General features: G+C 33.5%; 19 protein-coding genes. 14 read left to right on the forward strand and 5 right to left on the reverse strand.

The window, feature by feature from the left end; all coding sequences use genetic code 11:
• The first annotated feature begins 369 nt into the window (after nt 1–369).
• The 3 genes from ABE048_RS07060 to ABE048_RS07070 all read left to right on the forward strand — a co-directional run bounded on the left by ABE048_RS07060 (nt 370) and on the right by ABE048_RS07070 (nt 3547).
• Entirely contained in the window at nt 370–1545 is a 1176-nt protein-coding gene (locus ABE048_RS07060; RefSeq protein ID WP_430310188.1) for an MGDG synthase family glycosyltransferase, read from the forward strand.
• Nucleotides 1546–2036: 491 nt separating this feature from the next.
• Entirely contained in the window at nt 2037–2576 is a 540-nt protein-coding gene (locus ABE048_RS07065) for a hypothetical protein (protein WP_430310190.1), read from the forward strand.
• A gap of 506 nt (nt 2577–3082) precedes the next feature.
• A complete protein-coding gene (locus tag ABE048_RS07070; RefSeq protein WP_430310191.1) occupies nt 3083–3547 on the forward strand; it encodes a DUF2231 domain-containing protein in 465 nt (154 codons plus the stop codon).
• A gap of 84 nt (nt 3548–3631) precedes the next feature.
• Here ABE048_RS07070 and ABE048_RS07075 read toward each other — a convergent pair whose 3' ends face one another.
• Nucleotides 3632–4141, reverse strand: coding sequence for a helix-turn-helix domain-containing protein (locus tag ABE048_RS07075; RefSeq protein WP_430310192.1), 510 nt, complete (start codon nt 4139–4141; stop codon nt 3632–3634).
• A 153-nt stretch (nt 4142–4294) separates the two neighbouring features.
• Here ABE048_RS07075 and ABE048_RS07080 point away from each other — a divergent pair, with 153 nt between their 5' ends.
• Entirely contained in the window at nt 4295–5638 is a 1344-nt protein-coding gene (locus ABE048_RS07080; protein WP_430310194.1) for an MFS transporter, read from the forward strand.
• 28 nt (nt 5639–5666) lie between these two features.
• The gene (locus ABE048_RS07085) at nt 5667–6650 is read left to right on the forward strand and encodes an ornithine cyclodeaminase family protein (protein ID WP_430310195.1); all 984 of its coding nucleotides are present in this window, start codon (nt 5667–5669) and stop codon (nt 6648–6650) included.
• Nucleotides 6651–6827: 177 nt separating this feature from the next.
• Here ABE048_RS07085 and ABE048_RS07090 read toward each other — a convergent pair whose 3' ends face one another.
• Entirely contained in the window at nt 6828–8087 is a 1260-nt protein-coding gene (locus ABE048_RS07090) for a GGDEF domain-containing protein (RefSeq protein WP_430310197.1), read from the reverse strand.
• Between the two features lie 447 nt (nt 8088–8534).
• A complete protein-coding gene (locus ABE048_RS07095; protein ID WP_430310198.1) occupies nt 8535–9809 on the reverse strand; it encodes an NAD(P)/FAD-dependent oxidoreductase in 1275 nt (424 codons plus the stop codon).
• Nucleotides 9810–9936: 127 nt separating this feature from the next.
• Between ABE048_RS07095 and ABE048_RS07100 the strand changes: the two genes are divergently transcribed.
• Complete coding sequence (locus ABE048_RS07100) at nt 9937–11553, forward strand: putative polysaccharide biosynthesis protein (protein WP_430310199.1); 1617 nt, start codon at nt 9937–9939, stop codon at nt 11551–11553.
• Between the two features lie 2 nt (nt 11554–11555).
• Nucleotides 11556–12260, forward strand: a complete 705-nt coding sequence (locus ABE048_RS07105; protein WP_430310200.1) for a pseudouridine synthase — start codon at nt 11556–11558, stop codon at nt 12258–12260.
• Between the two features lie 192 nt (nt 12261–12452).
• Here the strand turns inward: ABE048_RS07105 and ABE048_RS07110 are convergent, their stop codons facing one another.
• On the reverse strand, nt 12453–12674 hold the full coding sequence (locus ABE048_RS07110; RefSeq protein ID WP_430310202.1) for a DeoR family transcriptional regulator: 222 nt from the start codon (nt 12672–12674) through the stop codon (nt 12453–12455).
• A gap of 328 nt (nt 12675–13002) precedes the next feature.
• On the opposite strand from ABE048_RS07110, the gene pepV reads away from it, so the two are divergent.
• The 7 genes from pepV to trmB all read left to right on the forward strand — a co-directional run bounded on the left by pepV (nt 13003) and on the right by trmB (nt 21988).
• A complete protein-coding gene (gene pepV / locus ABE048_RS07115; protein ID WP_430310204.1) occupies nt 13003–14397 on the forward strand; it encodes a dipeptidase PepV in 1395 nt (464 codons plus the stop codon).
• Between the two features lie 193 nt (nt 14398–14590).
• Entirely contained in the window at nt 14591–15832 is a 1242-nt protein-coding gene (locus tag ABE048_RS07120) for a right-handed parallel beta-helix repeat-containing protein (protein ID WP_430310205.1), read from the forward strand.
• A 55-nt stretch (nt 15833–15887) separates the two neighbouring features.
• The gene (locus ABE048_RS07125; protein WP_430310206.1) at nt 15888–18203 is read left to right on the forward strand and encodes a right-handed parallel beta-helix repeat-containing protein; all 2316 of its coding nucleotides are present in this window, start codon (nt 15888–15890) and stop codon (nt 18201–18203) included.
• 88 nt (nt 18204–18291) lie between these two features.
• Nucleotides 18292–19134 carry a D-amino-acid transaminase gene (gene dat / locus ABE048_RS07130; protein WP_430310338.1) on the forward strand — a complete coding sequence of 281 codons (843 nt, stop codon included), beginning with the start codon at nt 18292–18294 and terminating at the stop codon, nt 19132–19134.
• 140 nt (nt 19135–19274) lie between these two features.
• A complete protein-coding gene (locus ABE048_RS07135) occupies nt 19275–20345 on the forward strand; it encodes an NERD domain-containing protein (protein WP_430310207.1) in 1071 nt (356 codons plus the stop codon).
• Nucleotides 20342–21268, forward strand: a complete 927-nt coding sequence (locus ABE048_RS07140) for a diacylglycerol/lipid kinase family protein (protein WP_430310208.1) — start codon at nt 20342–20344, stop codon at nt 21266–21268. Before ABE048_RS07135 ends, ABE048_RS07140 begins: the two co-directional genes overlap by 4 nt.
• A 66-nt stretch (nt 21269–21334) precedes the next feature.
• Nucleotides 21335–21988, forward strand: coding sequence for a tRNA (guanosine(46)-N7)-methyltransferase TrmB (gene trmB, locus ABE048_RS07145; protein WP_430310210.1), 654 nt, complete (start codon nt 21335–21337; stop codon nt 21986–21988).
• 75 nt (nt 21989–22063) lie between these two features.
• Here trmB and ABE048_RS07150 read toward each other — a convergent pair whose 3' ends face one another.
• On the reverse strand, nt 22064–22246 hold the full coding sequence (locus ABE048_RS07150; RefSeq protein ID WP_430310212.1) for a hypothetical protein: 183 nt from the start codon (nt 22244–22246) through the stop codon (nt 22064–22066).
• Between the last annotated feature and the right edge of the window lie 20 nt (nt 22247–22266).

A 22266-nucleotide genomic window follows, 5' to 3' on the forward strand; every position in this document is an offset into this window, starting at 1 on the left:
AATCTAACATAAAAAGACGTTCATCAAGTAACCAAATTATCTAATGAACGTCTTTTATTTTGGAATTCAATTTCCAAAGGGATTTTAGTTAGATAATGTTTTGAGTGTAAGCCAAAAATTTTTTACGTAGAGTAACCATAGAAGAGGCACCGAACAGATGGTGAGAAAAAGAACTGAATTTTTATAATGTAAAAAATGTTGTAAATTCACATCTAAACGAAAGCTGAAAGTTAGATTAAAAATAAATTAAAAGAGAAGATTTTTACAATATCAGTGGTATTGTCTAATTGTTAAGTATAAGAATATTATTCTTTAAATTAACAACTAGGAATTGATCATCTTTTCTTAGTGAAAAAGGAGTTAATTAACATGAAAAAGATATTATTCTTTCCACTCTTACAAATGCAATCAGGTCATCATCAAGTTGCAGATGCAATCATGGATATGTTGAAAAATCGAACTGAAGAATATGAATTAAAGAAAATAGATATGATGAGTTATTCAAATAAAGCATTAGAAAAAATCATTTCAAGTAGTTATTTAAAATGGATCCGATATTCTCCAGAAACCTATGACTTTGTGTACAAAAAGCGTTTTTATGGTTCAAAACAAACAAAAAGTTCAAATAAATTTTATCAAGGTTTTTTCATTAAAAAAATGGAGCAATTGTTAGCTGATGAAAAACCAGATGTAATTGTTTGTACACATGGTTTCCCTTCTTTTCTTTTAAGTCATTTAAAAATGAATGGGAAATGTAATGTTCCGGTGATAAACGTTTATACAGACTTTTTTATAAATGATGTTTGGGCGAAGGAAGGCATCGATCTTCACCTTGTTCCAAGTAAAGAAGTAAAAGAAAATTTGATCAAAATGCATAAAATTCCAAGAGAAAAAATTATTGTTACAGGTATTCCAGTACATGAGGAAATTACGAAAACTACTAATAGAGAGATCCATTCAGAAAAACCTCAAATATTGATTGCTGGGGGAAATAGTGGACTTGGTGGGATATTAAAATTATCTACAGAGTTGAAAAAATCCTCACAATTTAATTTCATTGTACTTTGTGGCAATAATCAAAAACTTTATGATGAAATTATTTCATGGGATTTAGAGCATATTAAACCATTACCATATATTTCATCAAGAGAAGAAATGAACGAACTCTATGATGAGGTTGATGCAATTATTACAAAACCAGGTGGAGTTACGATAAGCGAGGTATTGAGAAAAAAACTACCTATTTTCGTTCATTCATATCTACCTGGCCAAGAAGAAATCAATCTAAATTATTTAAAAAAAGACCAACTTGTATTTGAGCTCGTACAAAATAGTTCATTAGAAAATCAATTATGTGCCATTTTAAGGGACTCTAAGAAAATGGAACAATGGCAACAAGCGATAAATCTATTTCAACAAGGCATAGAAATGGAAACTTCAGAACAAATAGTGGATGTAATAAATTGGATTTTAGACAAGGAAACAAATCGTATTCCTATATATTCTGTTGAACCAACCATTCAATTACAAATTGCTAGGGTATAGAGAAGAAAAATAAGGAGTACTCACTATGGGGAAATGATTGCCTATTTGAATCAGACTATTCGAAAAAAATTCAACTTTCGTATCGGACATTTGCGAAGTTCGAATATACTGGTTCTTTTATTTGGGTAACTTTATCCTTGCAGGAAATATATTGGGTACTCATTGGAAATTATTCCAAACAATCATATCAAAGGTTCTCATCATCGGCTGTATCATTGAAATTGTTATAGTAGCTAGGATTATAAATAGAGCGCAAATTAAAAATGTGATTACTCGTCTGATTAATGTACTTCGAAAGCAATTCCGTTTCGTTAAGTAATTTAACTGTTGAGGATGATGAATCATGATGGGATTGAAACAAAGCATACAGAAAATTTTTTAGAGATTAATAAAATAGTAGACATGCTTTACAATCACATCTATGCATTCGGTAACAGAAATTGATGTAATCTGTTATCTACATAGAGTAATTTAAAAGGGGAATATTCATTATGAAAATATCAAATTTAGTAATAAGTAAAATAGAGATTCCGATTCAAGAAGGCACATTAAGATTAATCGATTTTGGAGATGAAACGACTGTTGAAGTGGAAATAAATGTACACCCCACTGTAAGCAATTTTTTAAATTATTTGGATTATCGAAATGAACAAGTTATGTTACTCTCTGAAGATCATGAGACAATTGTTGGTGAATTTGAAATTCATACTGGTAAAGCTGGTATTTTACTTGTAGGAGATTCATGCAAGGTAAATGGAATTGATCAAATAGACGCTATTCCATATGAAAAAAGACCTTATCAAAAAGAAAAAGGTCAAGGGATATCATTAAATGAAGAGCTTCAAGTAAACCACAAACAATTATTCATTCATTTGGCAGAATCAATGTTGAACAATGAAATTCATGATAAGGAAAACCAACAGTTTATCCGTTCACTAATAGAAAAAATGAGAAACCGGGAAGAATTGAACGCTTTTGAGCTGTATTTAAAGGGAGAAATCAGTTATCTAATTGATGAAGTATCTTCATGAAAGTAAAAGAAAAAACACCCCATGGGGATTAATTCTTGAAAGCCAAGTAAAGAATTGATTCCTCTTTTTTATATCCTCGAAACCATCTTCAATTAAGTAATCGTATTAAGAAATTCATTTACCAGGGGCTTCGATTTCATAATTCAAAGATTTGAAAAAAATACGAACATTAAATGAGCCATTGTTATACGCCATATCTATTAGAACATAGTCTTTGAAGCGGAAGATGGCGACTCCTGCGGGAAAGCGAGATAGGTGAGACCCCGCAGTGAACGAAGTGAGCGAGGAGGCTCAACGCTCGCCCGCGGAAAGCGCCATCTGGAGCGGTATACTAAGTATATATTGGAAGTGAAATATTCCCCGAATTATTGAGCTTTTAACTATCGATAATTACGTTGAATAGAGCAATTCAATTTATATATTTTTTAAAAATAAAATTAGAATTTCAGACCTTTTTCAGTTTTAATCGGTATGATAATTATGAAAAAAGGAAGGAGATCATACAAATGCCTTTACATCCATCAATTGTCCATTTTCCAATTGCTTTGTTGGTACTTGGCGCAGTCCTCGAAATAATTAACACGTTTATGAAAAAAGAATCTTTGAACAAATTCGGTACATTTTTAATTATTATTGGTGTACTTTCAGGATTCCTAGCACTTGCTACTGGGGATCAAGCAGAAGAATTTGCATTCCAAAATTGGGGACGAGGTTTACATGATCAAGTAGAAACGCATTCATTATTTGCAGATATCTCGATAATTGTATTTAGTGCTCTAGCTGTTATCAAATTAATATTTAAGCATAAATTTTTCAAGTGGAGACCAAAGCAAATTAAAAACGGCCTTATTTCAACTCTTATTGTTATTCTAAGCGTTGCAGGTATTGTATCATTAACAATTACTGGACATTTAGGCGGTAAAATTGTATATGAACATAACCCTACCGCTGTAGAAAGCTCAACTAAATAAGATAATTAATAAAAGAAGGATGAACCCAAATGGTTGAAGATAACCATTTTTAGGTTCATCTTATTTCTAGTATTGTAGCAACTATTACTTATTTGATGAGACAACTAGAAAGCGTGTTGTTTCTTCTGAATAGTTGTACCAGTAATGCAAGAGGGAAGATTCGAACATTGTTGATTGTCCAGCAGTAAGAGTGATTTCTTCCTCTTCTATTCTTAATGTAAAAGTACCGGATAATACATAAATAAATTCGAAACCTTCATGGGTAAAAGCATTTCCTTCGTTTTCCCCTGGATGAAGTGTCACAAGAATAGGATCAAAGTCTGCACCGTGTACACCATTATTTAAATCTTGATAATGAAACTGTGAAAAGGTAGGGACGATTTCAATAGATTCTTTTTCAAAAAATAGACCTGGACTTACTTGTAAAGCGTCAGAAACTTTACGCAATGATTCAAGAGTTAAATTAGATTTTCCACGTTCTACTTGAGATAAGAAACTAATTGAGAAATCTGTCTTATTTGAAAGCTCCTTCAGCGTTAAACCACGTTCTTTACGTAAATTCTTTAGCTGCTCACCAATGTTAGGTGTATTCAATTGTTTCACTCCCTTGCTATATGTATATTATCCATCTTAAACAACTTAGGGTGAAAATCCAAATCCATAATTTAATTGACAGAAAATTCTCGTTATTTTAAACTGAAATTGAAGTGTCACTTCAATTTTTATTTCACAAAGGGGGAAAACAAAATGAATGCAAAACAAATGCGTAAGATTTGGATTGCTAGTCTAGTTGGAAGTGCAATTGAATGGTTTGATTATTTTTTATATGGAACTGTGGCTGGACTTGTATTTAACCAATTATTCTTTGTCAATGAAGATCCAACGATTGGTTTATTACTTTCCTATGCTTCATTTGCATTGGCATTTTTCATTCGTCCATTCGGTGGCGTTATTTTTAGTCATATAGGGGACAGAATTGGGCGAAAGAAAACATTAGTATTAACATTAAGTTTAATGGGGATTGCAACCTTTGGGATGGGATTACTTCCTACATATCAAGCAATCGGTATTTGGGCACCAATTTTACTTATTACTTTACGCCTTGTTCAAGGATTAGGTATTGGTGGAGAATGGGGTGGTGCCTTACTTTTAGCTGTAGAATATGCACCGAAAGAAAAACGAGGTCTTTATGGGGCGATTCCACAAATGGGTGTCACAATTGGAATGGTATTAGGAACAATTGCATTATCTATCATGACATTACTTCCAGAAGATTCTTTCATTACTTGGGGGTGGCGTGTACCATTTATTTTGAGCGCTTTATTAGTATTCTTTGGTTTATGGATTCGTAAAGGGATTGACGAAACACCATCCTTTAAAAAAGTTCAAGAATCTGGTGATATTCCGAAAATACCATTGGCAGAAACATTACGCTATCATTGGAAAGAAGTTTTAATTGCAATTGGAGCAAAGGTTGTAGAGACAGCTCCATTTTATATATTTGGCACATTCATTGTATCCTACGCTACATCAAACTTAGGATTTTCAAGAACTGCAACATTGAATTCAGTAATGGTAGCAACCATCATTACCACAATCTTAATCCCAATTATGGGAAGTCTTTCAGATAAATATGGTCGGAAGAAATTATATATTGCAGGTGTTATTGGCATGATTCTTTTCGCATTCCCGTACTTCTGGATCATCCAACAAGGCTCTGTAGCTATGCTTGCGATAGCGACAATTATCGGTCTTGGTATTATTTGGGCACCAATAACAGCTGTTCTAGGAACCATGTTTTCTGAGATTTTCAATGCACGTGTTCGTTATACAGGTATTACGTTAGGTTATCAAATTGGAGCTGCCTTAGCAGGGGGAACAGCACCATTAGTTGCAACAGCGTTACTAGTAGAATTTAATAACTCATATGTACCAATTGCACTTTATATTATTTTGACAGCAGTCATTTCACTAGTTGCTATCTTTGCTGTCCGCGATAGAAAATTAGAGCATTTAGACAACGATGTTAATGTACTTGAAAAACAGCTTGATACAAAGGTAAATAATTTACAAAAAGCCAAAGTAAACTAATCACAGCAGGATTCACTAGGAGGTCTCTATGTTAGTATTAGACGAAAAAACAATTATTTCTAATTATGATATGAAAGATGCAATTGAAGCAGTGCGTACTACTTTAAAAGCATTAAAAGCAGGGAACATTCAATCGCCACATCGCACGGTCATTAATATACCAAAAATCCAAGGCTCTGAACTTTACATGCCTTGCGCGAATTTGGAAAAGAGTATGGCTACTATAAAAGTCGTCTCGATTTTTCCACATAATCCAATTGAGGGAAAAGCAACTACACAAGGTATAATGCTTCTTACTGATACAACTGATGGAACACACTTAGCTGTTATGAATGCATCCTATTTAACTAGACTTCGAACCGGGGCATTAAGTGGATTAGCAACCTATTATTTAGCGCGTGAAGATGCTAAAACTCTTGCTGTCATTGGAACAGGAGGCATGGCATTCGAACAAGTATTAGGGGTTTTGGCGGTACGAGAAATTACTAAAATATATCTTTATAATAGAACGATTGAAAAAGCAGCTATTTTCAAAGATAAACTAAAAAAATTTGGCATTACTATAGAGATAGAAATTACCGAAAATGTTGATGCTGCCACTATACATGCAGATATTATTAACTGTGCAACACGTTCTGCAACACCAGTATTCAATGCGGATTATCTAAAGGAAGGTGTTCACATCAATGGTGTCGGCTCGTATTTACCCGAAATGCGCGAGATTGCCAAAGAAGCGATTTTGCAAGCATCTCAAATTATCGTAGATGATCTGGATGGTGTGAAAGTTGAAGCAGGTGAATTCATCGAAGCTGAGCGTAAGGGCATCTGGTCATTTAATCAAGTAAAAGGGGAAATTGCAGACCTCATAGTTGGAGAAATTACAGGAAGAAATAATAAGCAAGAATTGACTATATTTAAATCAGTAGGAGCAGCTTATTACGATCTTGCTGTTGCGATTGGAGTTTATGAAAAGGCAATTGAATTAGATATTGGTACGAAGGTTGAACTATAGAAAATGATGATATGACTAGTGTATGTTTACACAATTTATCAAAAATAGTGAAAAAATGATGGTGAATATCCTATATTCCTGCAATGTTGATTGAATCAAATATGAGTAATTTCTAGTAGTATAAATTAACTTCTTAATATTCATATTAAAAGCCTTAGTAGTGAATAAAAACTCACTCTAGGGCTTTTTTTGATGCACATTTGGTTGGTATTCATATAGTACTTCTTCATTTTCCATTAGTTTGAAGCCATTTCGTCCAGATTCTTTTATTTCGTATAAGAGAGAATCAGCTTTATGTAAGAAATCTTGAATGTCTTTTTGAGATTTTGCTTCACCACGATATGCACCGATACTAAACGTTACCGTGTTGGAAATGCTTGAAGCTTCATTTTGGAGTTCGTATTGATTAATTTCTCGGATGATACGATTATAAATGACGATTATTTCTTCGGGTTTTTTGTCTGGAGCAAGTAAAATAAATTCTTCACCGCCCCAACGTGCTGTGAAGCAATTGGTGGATGATGCAACTTTACTTAAAACAGTTGAAACTCGCGAAAGTACCATATCTCCATATGCATGACCATAGTAATCATTAAATTTTTTGAAAAAATCAATGTCTATCATAAAAACTGTAAGATAAAATGGTAAATTTCTTTTCTCTAAATAATCAACGTATTTATGAAAGCCTCTTCTATTGGCAATATGTGTTAGTTCATCTGTGTAAGAGAGTCTTCTTAGTTCTGCATTTGCTTTTGATAGATCGTATGCTAATTGATTGGCACGATTTGTTTCAAGACATAAGAATTTTTGTTGGTAATAGGATTCTTTAAATTTACGATAATTCATATTTGCAATTAAGGTTAGAATCGGGGTAAGCATGAAGACTAGCAGTAATTCAAAAATATAGTGATAAAAATCTTCTCGCTGATTAAAAAAATTAAGTGCTAATGCTATAATTGCAACGACAAATGGTGCTATAAAATAACGAGTACGCATGACGAAAAATGATGTACATACGACAGCTGCAATACAATAGACAATGGTATGTTGAAAGAATACTAGATCGAGCATTGAAATTCCTAGACTAATCATTAACATCCAACAAACATATAGCGCTACACTTTCTTCAAAATGCTTATAATATTCAATCGATGCATTTGTTTTAAAACGATTTGGATTGGCTAATACAAGAATGATACAGTTCGTTGTAAATAACAATGAATAAGGAATTAAATAGATGCGATAATTATATGTATTTCTATTAGACATCATAAAACTACCAATATTTAATAATACAAAAAAGAAAATGAGCAATAAGAAAATCTTAGATATTAAATACATTCGATTCAAATTTTGTTGAGCCAATTTTCGGTGAAAATTAATATCATTTTCTACAATAATAGGAGGTCCATCCTCATTATGAAACTTGTTTTTCAAAACATACACCTCGACCAGCTATTATCGCATTTAAGATAATACCGTCTTTCTAGAGATAGTAATAATATAATATTCAATTATAATAATATGCTTTAATTGACCTGAAAGGTAGTGGAAGATATTTCATGTTGACAGGAAAAGAGTAATAGGCTTTACAAGTAAATTGGTCATTAGAGAATAGATTGAGGAATAATTTATCTATACATTCATTAGATATAGTCAATTTAATGGAGGTCCTAAATTGCAGATAAATAACATTTAGGAATCTAATTTTGAGAAAAAACGAATACTCTTCTTGACCACGGTTACAATCTTACAATCATTACTAATGACCATATATATTTCCACCACCGATAAAAAAGAGAATTCGTTTTAATAATAACTGGTATTCAAGAACTATTTATTGGGAAATTCACCAAAAGATTCAGTGTAGTTTGGAACATTCAACTACGAATTTTTTTCAACGACAACATAATCTGCAGCGCTCATTCCAGCAATTCTTCCTGTGACAAGTGCAGAAGTGATATTATAGCCACCTGTATAGCCATGTATATCTAAAATTTCACCGCAGAAATATAAACCAGCTTTCTTCTTTGAGGCCATTGTTTTTGGTTCAATTTCTTTGATAGAGACACCTCCACCTGTGACAAATGCTTTTTCAAGAGGTTGTGTACCGTTTACTTTCATTTCAAAACCAACAAGGTTACCTGCAAGATGACGTGCTTGCTCAGCTGAAAGATCTGCGCCTGTCAATGATTCTTCAATATCAGCTCTACCCATTAAGAATAGTAACCAACGTTCTGGCACAAGTCCTTTCCAAACATTTTTTAAAGCTTTTTTTGGTTCCTCTTTTGCCATTTTGAAAATCAATTGAAAAGCAGATTCAGGATTGTAATCTGTTAATGATTGAATTCGTACAGATACAGGGTTACCACCGTTTTTCTTTATTTCTTTAACTACGAATTGACTACAACGTAAGACTGCTGGACCACTCAACCCAAAGTGTGTGAAGAGCATATCCATTTTATGAGTAACGATTGTTTTCCCTTTTTTATTTAGCACGGAAACTTCTGCATCTCGAAGTGCTAAACCTTGCAACTCTTTGTTTCGAATAAACGTCTCAGTTGAAAGCAGAGGAACTTCGGTTGGAAAAAGATCAGAAATGGTATGTCCAGCTTTTTCAGCCCAGGGGTAGCCATCACCAGTAGATCCAGTTTGAGGAACTGCTTTACCACCAACAGCGACTACGACTGCACCCGCTTTGATTTCATTTCCGTCATTAAGGCGAACGCCAATAATTTTCTCATCATTCATTAGTAATTTAGCGACAGGGGTGTTTTGACGAATTTCTACTTTTAAACGATCCAGCTCACGGAGCATTGCATCCACAACATCTTGTGCGCGATTTGAGACGGGGAACATGCGACCATGATCTTCTTCTTTTAATGCAACACCAAGACCTTCAAAAAAAGTAATAATATCTTCATTATTATAAACAGTGAAAGGACTATATAAAAAGCGACCATTTCCTGGTATATGTTTGACAATTTCATCAATTGGTAGACGATTTGTAACATTACAGCGTCCGCCTCCGGAAATTGCTAATTTGCGACCTAATTTATGCCCTTTCTCTAGAAGCAGGACTTTCTTTTTTGCAGTACCAGCAGCGATCGCGGCCATTAGACCTGACGGACCACCGCCGATGACGATTACATCATACATTTAGGGGAACTCACTTTCTGTTTTTAAATTTATTATACACGAAGTACAGAAACTATTTGAGTAATTGAACAACGAGTTGTAAACTAAAAATTAGTTTTATTAGATTTAGAAGGATTGGAAGGGTATTATGTCATCTTTAATGAAAGGGACTGCCATACTAACAATTGGCATGTTTTTATCGAAAGTACTTGGCCTCGTTTACATATTCCCGTTTTATGCCATCATTGGGCAAGAAAACGTGGCATTATATTCGTATGCCTATGTTCCATATACAATTATGCTATCGGTAGCAATCTCTGGTGCACCGATTGCAGTTTCAAAGTTTGTGGCAAAATATAACAGTATAGGTGATTATGAATCAGGAAGAAGACTGGCAAAATCAGGATTAATGATTATGACACTTACTGGCTTTTTATCATTTTTGGCATTGTATCTATTAGCAGATCCAATTGCACATTTAGTGATTAAAGATGAAGAGCAAGTGGTCACTGTTTCACAAATTGCAGGGGTAGTTCGGTGGATTAGTTTTGCTTTAATCGTCGTGCCGTTTATGAGCTTAGCTCGTGGATTTTTCCAAGGTTATGATCATATGGAGCCAACAGCGATTTCTCAATTAGTAGAGCAAGTTGTTCGTATTATCGTTTTATTAATAGGCTCTTTCCTTGTCATGCGTGTTTTTAACGGAACAGCACAAACTGCTATTTCATTTGCTGTATTTTCAGCATTTATAGGAGCAATAGGAGGGCTGATATCGCTTTGGTATTACTGGAGAAAGCTAAAGCCAGAGTTTGACTTAAAGTTACAAAGCAGTGTGTCATCAGGACAATTATCTTATAAAAGTATTTATACAGAAGTAATCACATATTCTATTCCATATGTATTTGTAGGGATTGCGAATCCACTTTTCCAATTAGTTGATATGCTAACATTCAATACAGCTATGTCCAATATTGGTTTAGCTAAAGTATCGGATGCTTACCTTGGTATGTTAAACTTTACTACACAAAAAATCGTTATCATTCCGGTAATGCTTGCAACTGGTTTTTCCATGGCACTTGTACCGGCTATTACAAATTACTATACAAAAAATCAACATGGTGCATTGATGAATGCTATGGATAAGACGTTTCAAGTTTTATTATTTGTTACATTGCCAGCTGTAGTAGGTATTTCATTATTATCAACAGATATTTACCACCTACTTTATTCAGAAGATGCAATGGGCTCTAGCATACTTGCATTTTACGCCCCAGTAGCGATTCTTTTTGCTCTCTTCCAAGTAACAGCTGCTTTATTACAAGGAATAGAATATCAAAAATGGATTGTCTTTAGTTTATTGACAGGAATTTTAGTGAAATTAGCCATTAATATACCATTAATCGAAGCATATGAAACGAAAGGTGCCATTATGGCAACAGCGATTGGGTATCTAATTTCAATTACTATAAATATGATTGTTTTGAGAAAGGCATTAAATTATAAATCGAAAATGGTAATAAGACGTTCAATTCTTATCATAGCATTAACAGTTATTATGGCAGCGTTTGTTATTGTGACACATAAATTATTAGTCATGATGTTTGGTGTTGCCCATACTAAAATGCTAGCTCTAGTATATTTAGTTATATGTATTTCAATTGCTATAGCTGTATATGCTTTCCTATCATTAAGAATTGGACTTGCACAAAAACTGCTAGGTTCTAGAATTACTAAAATCGCAAGCAAATTAGGTTTTAGGGGGTAACTATGCGTTTAGATAAATTATTATCCAATATGGGTTATGGTTCGCGAAAAGAAGTAAAACAACTTTTGAAGATGAAAGCAGTCTCTATAGATGGAGTAATTGCAAAAGATGTATCTCTTCATGTTGACCCAGATAAACAAAATGTCTCTGTTCTTGGTGAGCGAGTTCATTATCAAGAATTCATCTATTTGATGATGAACAAACCTGCAGGTGTCATTTCTGCGACAGAAGATTTGTATGATCAAACAGTTATTGATTTACTTAATCCCTACTATGTACATTTTGAGCCGTTTCCTGTAGGGCGATTGGACAAAGATACAGAAGGGTTTTTACTTATTACAAACGACGGTGTGTTAGCACATAATTTGTTATCCCCGAAAAAACATGTACCTAAAGTCTATTATGCGAAGATTGATGGCAGGGTAACAGAAGAAGATATTGAAGCATTTAATCACGGTGTTATTTTAGACGATGGCTATCATACAAAGCCAGGTAAATTAAAGATATTAAATTCTGGCGAAATATCTGAAATTGAGCTGGAAATCTCAGAAGGGAAATTCCATCAAGTGAAAAGAATGTTTGAAGCTGTCGGTAAAAAGGTAACGTACTTGAAACGATTATCGATGGGGAATTTACAACTAGATGAGGATTTACAACTCGGGGAGTACCGAGAATTATCAGCGGAAGAAATTGAAAGAATAAAATAACTTGTACTCTCACATTTAACATATAACCTTAAATACAACACAAAAAGAATGACCAAGCGACGCAGCATGGTCATTCTTTTATTAACCTATGATAATTTTCGGATTAACATATTAAGACGAATTTGCCACCAGCATATGGCTAGATGATCGTCTATTCAACGAAAAGCGTGAGATTCAACTCGTTGAACCTTTCTATGATGTCATTTTCACTTTCTTACGCGTCGTTGTCCATTTGCCCCGACTTGGACTTTCTACCAAATCGTTAAAGGCTAACACATTCAAATCTCTTTGAATGGTGCGAGGAGTGATGCCGAATTCATCGACTAAATCTTGCGTAGTCACAGTACCATTACTATGAATGTACATATACACATCTTTTATCCGATTGAGCATCCGATCAGTGGTTGGTTTCATTGTTGAACCACTCCTTCATCTTATTTCTCAAGACTAGCGGACGAAAATAATTGTGAGGTATTCAGGCTCCTAATTTAGTTTGCCTTAGACATCCCCTTTTCAATTTTGATTTGCAGACTTTTATTATCTGACAATTCCATTATAGCGAAAACACTTATTAATTTCCATACTTTTGTTTGACTTTTTACGATTGTAACAATATGTTTACATTTAAAAACGAATGATTTAAACTGTGTAGTTGTTTAATGTACGTATATTGGATAATCCTATGTGAAATGTATAAAAGGGTGTAAAATAATAAAGAGATTTATCAAGGAGGAATTTATATATGAATTGGATGAAACAAGCCCAAGAACGCCAAGGTGAGTTAATTGGTAATTTACAAGAATTAGTGCAAATCAACAGTGTGTTGGATGAAAGTACTGCTTCTAGTGATGCTCCATTTGGTGAGGGGCCAAAACAAGCTTTGGACTGGATGCTTCAACAAGGCGAAGAGCAAGGCTTAAAAACAAAAAACATTGATAACATGGTTGGGTATATTGAAATGGGTGAAGGTGAAGAATTAGTTGGAATTCTTTGTCATGTAGATGTTGTTCCTGCTGGTAGTGACTGGGTTCACCCGCCATTTGGTGCTGTTGTAGAAGATGGTAAGTTATATGGCCGCGGTTCAATTGACGATAAAGGTCCAACAATGGCAGCATGGTTAGCGATGAAAATGGTTAAGGATGCAGGAATAAAATTAGATCGTAGAGTACGTATGATTGTTGGCTCTGATGAAGAAAGTGGTTTCCGTTGTGTAAAACGCTATGTTGAAAAAGAAGAAATGCCAACATTAGGCTTTGCTCCAGATGCAGACTTCCCAATTATTAATGCTGAAAAAGGAATCGCCGAACTTTCAATCCGTCAACAAGCAAAATCATCAGAAAACGAACAATTAGTATCATTCCATGCAGGCCACCGAATTAACATGGTACCGGATTTTGCAGAAGCAATTGTACGAAATGTACCAGAAGAATTTGAAATAACTTTTAAATCATACTTAAAAGTAGCTGAATTAGAAGGTACTGTTGAAGAATTTAATAATGGTTATAAACTATCAGTCAAAGGACGCTCTGCACATGCAATGGAACCAAACGCAGGAATTAACGCAGCAGTGAAACTTGCCCAATATCTGAACACAGTATTTACAACACCACAATCTAAAGAATTCACCCAATTCTTAGTAACTGGTTTTGCGAACGAAACACGCGGTCATGCATTAGAACTAGCATTCACTGATGAAATTTCAGGAGATACTACATTAAATGCTGGAGTCGTTTCATTTGAAGAGGGTAAAGGCGGACAAGTAGATATAAGTATGCGCTATTCTGTATCATATCCTTATGAAGAAAAAATTACTGCTGGTGGTTTAGCAGTAGCAAAACTTGGATTTGCACTTGATGTAGTGGATGATTCTAAACCTCACTATGTGGATCCAAAAGAAGAATTAATTCAAAAACTTTCTAAAGTATATGAACGTAATACAGGAGAAAAAGCAGAGCTATTATCTATTGGTGGCGGTACTTATGCACGTGAATTACCTACAGGTGTGGCATTCGGTATGTTATTCCCTGGCGAACCAGACCTAGCTCACCAAGCAGACGAATATGTTGTCGTAGAAAACTTAGTAAAAGCTGCAGCTATTTATGCTGATGCAATTGTCGAATTAGGTACAAAAAAGTAGAATACTCTTTGATATATTTGTAAAAATTTGTTAATATAGAGTGAGTAGCCTCCATGCAACTAATAGATGGAGGCTTTTTAATTTAAGGGTATTTATCTGAGTGGTGCCTATCATTCTAAAGAGTGGCGTAAAAGAACCTCTCAATAATCTCAATCTAAGTCGAAATATTTAAAAAGGAGAATATTAATTTAAAATGTGCAACAAGAAATACATCTGGATTTTTACACTAGCAATTTCATTTTTAATAATCATTAGCATGGACAATGCAACCGAAGCGAAAGCTAAGACTATAGAAAAACCTACATATCAATTAAGCCCAAGTAGTAAGCCAATTGATTCAACATTTTTGAAATTATCTACTTATAATAGCCAAACAAAAAACTATTATATGTTGCGCTCATATCTAGAAAAATTAGAGAAAACAAAAGGCGGTAAACTGATATTAAATAAAGGAACATACATAATTAGTAATGTATTATATGTACCTTCAAACGTTACCATTCAACTTGAGGATGGAGCCAAAATCGTAAAAGGAAAAAGTACAGGTTCTTCAAAAATAAAACCTTCAAAATCCATTTTCCAATTTATTAGACCATCTAAATCGAAGGAAGAGAATGTTTATGGAAAATATGAAGGTGAAAAAAATATCAAAATAATAGGAAAAGGTAATGCAACTATTGACTTGCAATTCGATTTAAAAAGTATAGGAATAATTATAGGGCATAACCAAAATATCGTTATTGACAATATTCAATTCAAAAATATGAATGGTGGTCATTTTATTGAATTAGATGCTTCAAATAATGTGACCATAAAAAATTCTTCTTTTAAATTTTCAAAGCATTTAAAAGGACATGATAAAGAAGGCATTAATATCGATACACCAGATCACTCTACTGAAGGTTGGAGTGAAGCATGGAGCAAATTTGATAAACAACCGAATAACAATGTACTAATAGCAGATAATACATTTAAAGAATTAGACAGAGCAGTTGGCACACACAAATACTCTGGTGGTAAGCTGCATAACAACGTAACTATCCGTCATAATAAAATTCAAAATATGCGCTCTGATGCAATCCGAGTGATGAATTGGTCCAATACGATTATTGAACATAATTCAATTTCTGACGTAGGAAATGGAAAAAATAATTTGCGTGGAATATTAATAAGCGGAGCAAAAAATCCTACTATTCAATATAACGACTTCAATAACGTTGCACGTGCAATGCAATTTATCGTATGGAAAAATAATGGTCCAGGAAGTCAGTACAAAGCAATTTACAATACACTTAGTGACAAGAACAAAAAGGCTCTTAAAACGAACACAGTGAAAAATACAATTGAAAATTTTATAAGAATTACAAACAAATCATTCGGTAACTATTCAAATGCTGAAAAAATATATTTACATGTACAAAATCCACCTTTGTAAATAAAACTAAAAACATGATAATTTCAACAATTTCTAAAGAAGGAGTGATGAATACATGAAGAGAATCGTTAAAATATGCATTTACATAGGAGCGCTAACAATTTTATTTAGTATTTTGGCAATGAAAGATACCGTATTTAATGTGTCTGCAAAGCAAAATACTTATACCATTTCTACAAACACAACACCAATTAATAAAAACATGAAAAAGTATAAGACGTATTCATCTGAAACAAAAAATTATTACACGATTAGATCCTACCTAGAAAAAATGGAAATAGAAGGTGGGGGTACACTGATTTTAAAGAAAGGTACTTATCAGATTACTAATACATTGTTTGTACCTTCAAATGTCACCATACAATTAAATGATGGTGTGAGATTAGAAAAAAGTATGGATACAGGTAATGAATTAAAAGCATCCAAATCAATGTTCCAACTTGTAGCGCCTAGCGTCGTCAAAAATGTTGAAATGATCGATGAATACAGTAGTTCTGAAAATGTAACAATTACAAGCAATGGAAAAGCTACGATAGATTTACAAAACAATGAAAATATCAATGGTATTATTACAGGACATAATAAAAATCTAACCATTAGTAATATTCAATTTGAAAATGCAAATGAAGGATACTTTATCCAATTAGTAGCGACAAAAAACACCAAAATTCAAAATAACAGTTTTACAAATGAATTATCCTCTTCTAAACCAGCGATAAGCATCGAAGCAGCTGACTTTTCATACGGCACTTATAAAGTATCCTGGAGTATGTATGATGAGACCCCGAATACACAAGTTTTAATCGAAAAAAATAAATTTGATGAAGTATATCAAGCCATTAGTTCAAATAACTTTACTGTTGACACATATCATTCAAAAGTAATGATAGTGAACAACTTCATAAAAAATACCGAATCAAATGCAATCGTGATGAAAAATTGGAAATTACCAACTGTCGAAAATAACAAAATTCAATCTGTAAAAAATGATTATGGCATTTATGTAAAGGGTACGTATAAGCCAATCATCCAACATAACCAGTTTGAGGATATGAAAATTGCTGTTTTATTAGAAGCGCAAACTGGTACCAATGAGCCATCCAATGAAAATACTGTTACATTAGGTGTAAAAAAAGCACTTGCGTCAAATGAAGGAAAAGACTTACAGGAATACTACATGCATATCGAATATAAAGCAACTGAACCTGTTGAAAAAATAGAATTTACCGATATGAAAGATCTTGGCAAAGAAGAATATAAAGTAACACCAGAAACAGTCACACTGAATAAAGAATATCTATTGCGTTCATCGTATACGTCTCAAACAAAGCAATACTATGCATTAAGATCTTATATGGAACAACTTGAAAAACAAGGTGGAGGTAAAATAATTTTTACAAGAGGTGTGTATACAATATCAAATGTATTGTATGTACCATCAAACGTAACTTTAGAATTTGAAGATGGCACAGAAATTAATAAAGGAGATGAAACTGGTACTCCTAATATGAGTCCATCTAACTCCATTTTCCAATTAATTCGTCCATCATTATCTAAAAAAGAACGAGTAGTAAGTGGTTATGATGGAGAAAAAAATATCAACTTTATTGGAAAAGGTAAGGTCGTCTTCAATTTGAACTATAAGTTGAGTAGTTTTGCGATCATTATGGGGCATAATAAAAATGTCCATATATCCAATATTCAATTCCGCAATATGAATGCAGGCCATTTTATCGAAATGGATGCATCTGAAGACGTAACCATTTCAAACAACCAATTTGTTGATTCGAAACCGTCTGATCGATACATTAAAGAAGCTATTAATATTGATACACCAGACAAAACAACACTTGGTTGGAGCTCAAAATGGAGCAATTTCGATTGTACAGCAAACAATAGGATAAATATTGTTAATAACAAATTTTTGAATTTAGACCGGGCGATTGGTACACATAAGTATTCAGGTGGACATCTTCATACGAATGTTGTGATTCGTGGAAACACAATAGATACCACCCGTAATGATGCAATTCGAGTAATGAACTGGAAAACACCAATAATTGAAAATAATGTTATACGAAACGTAGCAGTTAATGACCCGAAAAAGAGAGGAATTCTTTCAAGTGGTGCAATAAATCCGAAAATCAGAAATAACACTTTTACAAATGTAGGACGAGCAATTCAATTCATTGCCTGGAAAAATTCCGGGCCAGGGGAACAATATGATGAAATTAAAGATGTGTTAACAGGGGAAGAAAAGGAATTATTGAAAACAAATCAGCTTTACAATACAACTGAAAATTTTATCCGAATTTCTTCTGTATACGCAGTGTATAGCAAACCAGAAAAAATAATATTAAAGCCATTTTAAGTAAAGGATGTGATGAACTTTTTGTTCACCACATCTTTTACTTATGTATAATGAAAAGGAAAGAAGGAGATGAAGTATGTTGGGGAAAATGCTTATTAATAATCGCTTAATTGATAAAGACGAGGTTTCACTTTCAATAAACGACAGAGGTTATCAATTTGGTGATGGTATATATGAAGTGATCAAAGTTTATGAAGGGTCGATGTTTACTGCAACAGAACATATTGACCGTTTATATCGAAGTGCGGATGAGATTCGTCTTGTCATCCCTTATACGAAGGATGTTCTACATAAAATGCTTTATGATCTTGTCGAAGATAATAAATTAACTTCTGGACATGTTTATCTTCAAGTTACAAGAGGAGTGGCACCAAGAAATCATGCTTTTCCAACAGAATTGACAGAACCTGTTCTTATCGCATATACGCAAAGCGCCGATAGACCAGTAAATAATCATCGCTTTGGTGTGAGTACAATCTTTGTAGAGGATATTCGTTGGCTGCGTTGCGATATAAAGAGTTTAAATCTTCTTGGAAATGTTCTTGCAAAACAACAAGCACATGAGGCTCATTGTTATGAAGCCATTCAACATCGAGGAGAAATTGTAACAGAAGGATCTTCGTCTAATATTTACGGGATAAAAGATGGAGTACTGTATACTCATCCAACCAATAACTATATTTTAAACGGGATTACTCGACAAGTTGTGTTGAAATGTTGTCAGGAAATTGGCTTACCTGTTGTAGAGGAAGCTTTCACAAAAGAACAAGCATTACAAATGGATGAGGTCTTCTTATCATCAACGACTTCTGAAATTACCCCAATTATTAAAATTAACGATACGGTGATTCATTCAGGAGAACCAGGTATTTATACACGTAAAATTCAACAAGCTTTTGAAGAAAAAGTACAGCAATTAACCATGTTGTAATATGTACTTTGATGTTTGATATATTATCTTATGGAGAAGTCGCCAACTTCTCCCTTTTTTTCGTCAAATTTCATGGTAAAATAGGAACATAGACCTTTAATAAATAATTTTTTGAAATGATTTTTGGGGGAGGGAAAGTTTTGGCACAGTTAGTTAAGCTACAAGATTATGTATCACGTTATCAAAAAGATTTAAAAAGATACCCAACCCAATTCGTAAGACTAAAAAAAATGCAGTGGACACGTATGAAAAAAGACTGGGAGTCTGGTGAAGAGATCACGGAGTGGGAACATGAAGAGGAAGTTGTTGAAAAAAAACATAAAAGTTTTCTGAAAAGAATATTGCCATTTACTCGCAAAAAGAAAATAGTTCCATGGGAAGAAGAGGACACTGATTTCGGTGATAAACAGGATTTTCTCAACCAAATGAGTGAAGAGAATACTGGTTTTGAACCAAACGAGACTAATGAAGAGGATATTCCAGAAGACTCGAACACATTATTGTTCAAACCAACAATTTTATATTATCCGCAAACAATAGAAGAATTAAAAAGAATGTATATTGATCAACTTTTTCAATTTCAAATTAAATGGGCCAGCTCAACATTACGAGAAAAATCATATGTGGATCCAAAATACTATCGTGATTCATTGCTAAGAGCATTTACACAACGTTTGCCAGATAGCTTCTTACTATTCTATTATCCGATTTTTCAAGTGAAGAAAGCGCCTATTGAAATGGGGATTATTATACTTACACCAACGGATTGTATATGCATTCAAATGTTAGAAGCAGAAGTACAAGCTGTATTTGTTGGAGATGGTAATAGGTTCTGGAAGAAAAAAGTCGGGAAGATTGATAAAAAAGTATTAAATCCAATAATTGGATTAAATCGTATGGAATCCATTGTGACACAAATTTTTAAACAACATGAAATCGATTTGCCTATTAGGAAAGTTGTTCTATCACGCAATGGTTATATTGACTATCCTGGATCAAGTTATGGCGTTGAGTTTATTGATAAAAAAACCTATACAGATTGGTTTGCGAATTTGAAGAAGAACCCTTCTCCGATGAAGCATATGCAATTTAAAGCGGCACAATTTCTTTTAGATAATGTCCAAACTACTTCTTATCATAGACTCGATCAGGATGATGAACCCAATACGCTTTCTGAACAAATAGAATCATTAGAGGAAGAGCGTACATGAAACTACTTTTCATCATAAATGAAAATGCGGGGAATGGATCGGTAATACAAAAATGGAATAAACTTAAATCTAAATTATCAGTACCTTATAAAGTAGAATTTACGGAATACCCATGTCATGCCACAGAAATCGTAAAGAAACACGCAAATGAGGATGAACAACCTCTTTTAGTAATAGCTATCGGCGGAGATGGTACAATACATGAGGTGATTCAAGGTGCCGTCTACTTCTCTCATACGATAGTTGGAGCAATTGCAGCAGGTTCAGGCAATGATTTCGGGCGAGGCTTCGAAAATTTTAATTCTGTTGAAGAGATTGAACGATTCTTGCAACAACCTATAACACAAGTTGAAATGGATATCGGAATTTTGAAAACTGAAGATGACAGAAAATATTTCATGAATAGTGCGGGATATGGTTTCGATGCAACAATTAGTAAACTAGTTAATCATTCAAAAGTTAAAAAGAATCTAAATAAACTTGGATTAGGAAAGCTATCTTACATCTATTTTTTAATCAAAACATTATTTACTTATAATAGATTTACATTAACTTTATTACATAATGGTGAAGAAGAAGTTTTTCATCATGTTTGGTTTGTAGTGGCTAGTAATCAACCCTATTATGGTGGAGGTATGAAAATTTCTCCTAAATCGATTCCGAATGATGGATTAATTGAATTAACAATTGTCAATGAAGTATCACGCTTGAAATTATTATTATTATTTATGACAGTATTCTTTGGACAACATACAAAACTGAAAGCCGTAAAACAATTTACAGCAAGTGAGTTTGAAATAATTATGGATGAGCACATCATTGCGCATACTGATGGAGAATATGCAGGTGAATCTACAAAAGACAAGCCTATTCGTTTCGAATTAAAGTCACAAGCATGGCGATTAGCGAGAAAGTCTTCTTGACTAAGTCATTGCTTTCTTGAATAATTAAATGTTGAATCGTGAAAAAAATTGAAATGAGGAAATACATTGAGAGTTCGTAACAAACCATGGGCAGGAGATTTTATCCAAGAACATCCGGAAATAATCGAGCCAAACCCAGAAAGTCATAAAGGGAAATGGAAAGAGTTCTTTGGAAACGATAATCCATTGCATATAGAAGTAGGTTCAGGTAAAGGTCAATTTATAACAGGCATGGCATTACAAAACCCAGATATCAACTATATTGGTATTGAATTGTTCGATAGTGTCATCGTAACAGCTGCTGAAAAAGTGATAGAGGCTGGATCCCCTAAAAACGTTCGTTTACTATGCGTAAATGGTTCGGATTTAGAAAAATATTTCGCAAAAAATGATGTTGATCGTCTATACTTAAACTTTTCAGATCCTTGGCCGAAATCACGACATGCCAAACGTAGGTTAACGCATGAGAATTTCTTAAAACTATATGAAAATGTTTTAGTAGACAATGGAGAAGTGCATTTCAAAACAGATAACCGTGGCTTATTTGAGTTTTCATTAGTAAGTACGTCACATTATGGCATGAAGCTAAACTATGTATCGCTTGATTTACATGCAGAAATGCCAGAAGATAATGTGATGACTGAATATGAAGAAAAATTCTCTTCCAAAGGTCAACCAATTTATCGCCTAGAATCACAATTCCAAACAAAAAAAGACTAACATGAGAGTTGTCCAATAACTATTTTGGACAACTCTTTACTATGAAATCGAAAATCATGAGTGTTTTATTAGAAGTTAATTAAATGAATTCTTTCTTAATGGCTGTGCTAATATTTCTTTTTCAAATTGTTTCAAGCGCTTTCCAATTTCTTTTTGGAAATCCAATGACAGGTCTTCTGAAATCTCTAACTCTTCAATCGAATTGAGTAGTTCTAAATATTGAATGCATTTTTCTTCATAATCGTTTTTACTCCTCATGTTTCTCCTCACTTAGTTAT

The sequence above is a fragment of the Rummeliibacillus pycnus genome, assembly GCF_050459865.1.
GTDB classification, from domain to species: Bacteria; Bacillota; Bacilli; order Bacillales_A; family Planococcaceae; genus Rummeliibacillus; species Rummeliibacillus pycnus_B.

Excerpts from the sequence above, each read along its gene's own strand:
- ABE048_RS07095 (WP_430310198.1), bottom strand. The coding sequence starts at position 9,809 with ATGTATGATGTAATCGTCATCGGCGGTGGTCCGTCAGGTCTAATGGCC.
- dat (WP_430310338.1), top strand. The coding sequence starts at position 18,292 with ATGCTTATTAATAATCGCTTAATTGATAAAGACGAGGTTTCACTTTCA.
- ABE048_RS07105 (WP_430310200.1), top strand. The coding sequence starts at position 11,556 with ATGCGTTTAGATAAATTATTATCCAATATGGGTTATGGTTCGCGAAAA.
- ABE048_RS07080 (WP_430310194.1), top strand. The coding sequence starts at position 4,295 with ATGAATGCAAAACAAATGCGTAAGATTTGGATTGCTAGTCTAGTTGGA.
- ABE048_RS07150 (WP_430310212.1), bottom strand. The coding sequence starts at position 22,246 with ATGAGGAGTAAAAACGATTATGAAGAAAAATGCATTCAATATTTAGAA.
- ABE048_RS07140 (WP_430310208.1), top strand. The coding sequence starts at position 20,342 with ATGAAACTACTTTTCATCATAAATGAAAATGCGGGGAATGGATCGGTA.
- pepV (WP_430310204.1), top strand. The coding sequence starts at position 13,003 with ATGAATTGGATGAAACAAGCCCAAGAACGCCAAGGTGAGTTAATTGGT.
- ABE048_RS07070 (WP_430310191.1), top strand. The coding sequence starts at position 3,083 with ATGCCTTTACATCCATCAATTGTCCATTTTCCAATTGCTTTGTTGGTA.
- ABE048_RS07125 (WP_430310206.1), top strand. The coding sequence starts at position 15,888 with ATGAAGAGAATCGTTAAAATATGCATTTACATAGGAGCGCTAACAATT.
- ABE048_RS07065 (WP_430310190.1), top strand. The coding sequence starts at position 2,037 with ATGAAAATATCAAATTTAGTAATAAGTAAAATAGAGATTCCGATTCAA.
- ABE048_RS07100 (WP_430310199.1), top strand. The coding sequence starts at position 9,937 with ATGTCATCTTTAATGAAAGGGACTGCCATACTAACAATTGGCATGTTT.
- ABE048_RS07085 (WP_430310195.1), top strand. The coding sequence starts at position 5,667 with ATGTTAGTATTAGACGAAAAAACAATTATTTCTAATTATGATATGAAA.
- ABE048_RS07110 (WP_430310202.1), bottom strand. The coding sequence starts at position 12,674 with ATGAAACCAACCACTGATCGGATGCTCAATCGGATAAAAGATGTGTAT.
- ABE048_RS07120 (WP_430310205.1), top strand. The coding sequence starts at position 14,591 with ATGTGCAACAAGAAATACATCTGGATTTTTACACTAGCAATTTCATTT.
- ABE048_RS07060 (WP_430310188.1), top strand. The coding sequence starts at position 370 with ATGAAAAAGATATTATTCTTTCCACTCTTACAAATGCAATCAGGTCAT.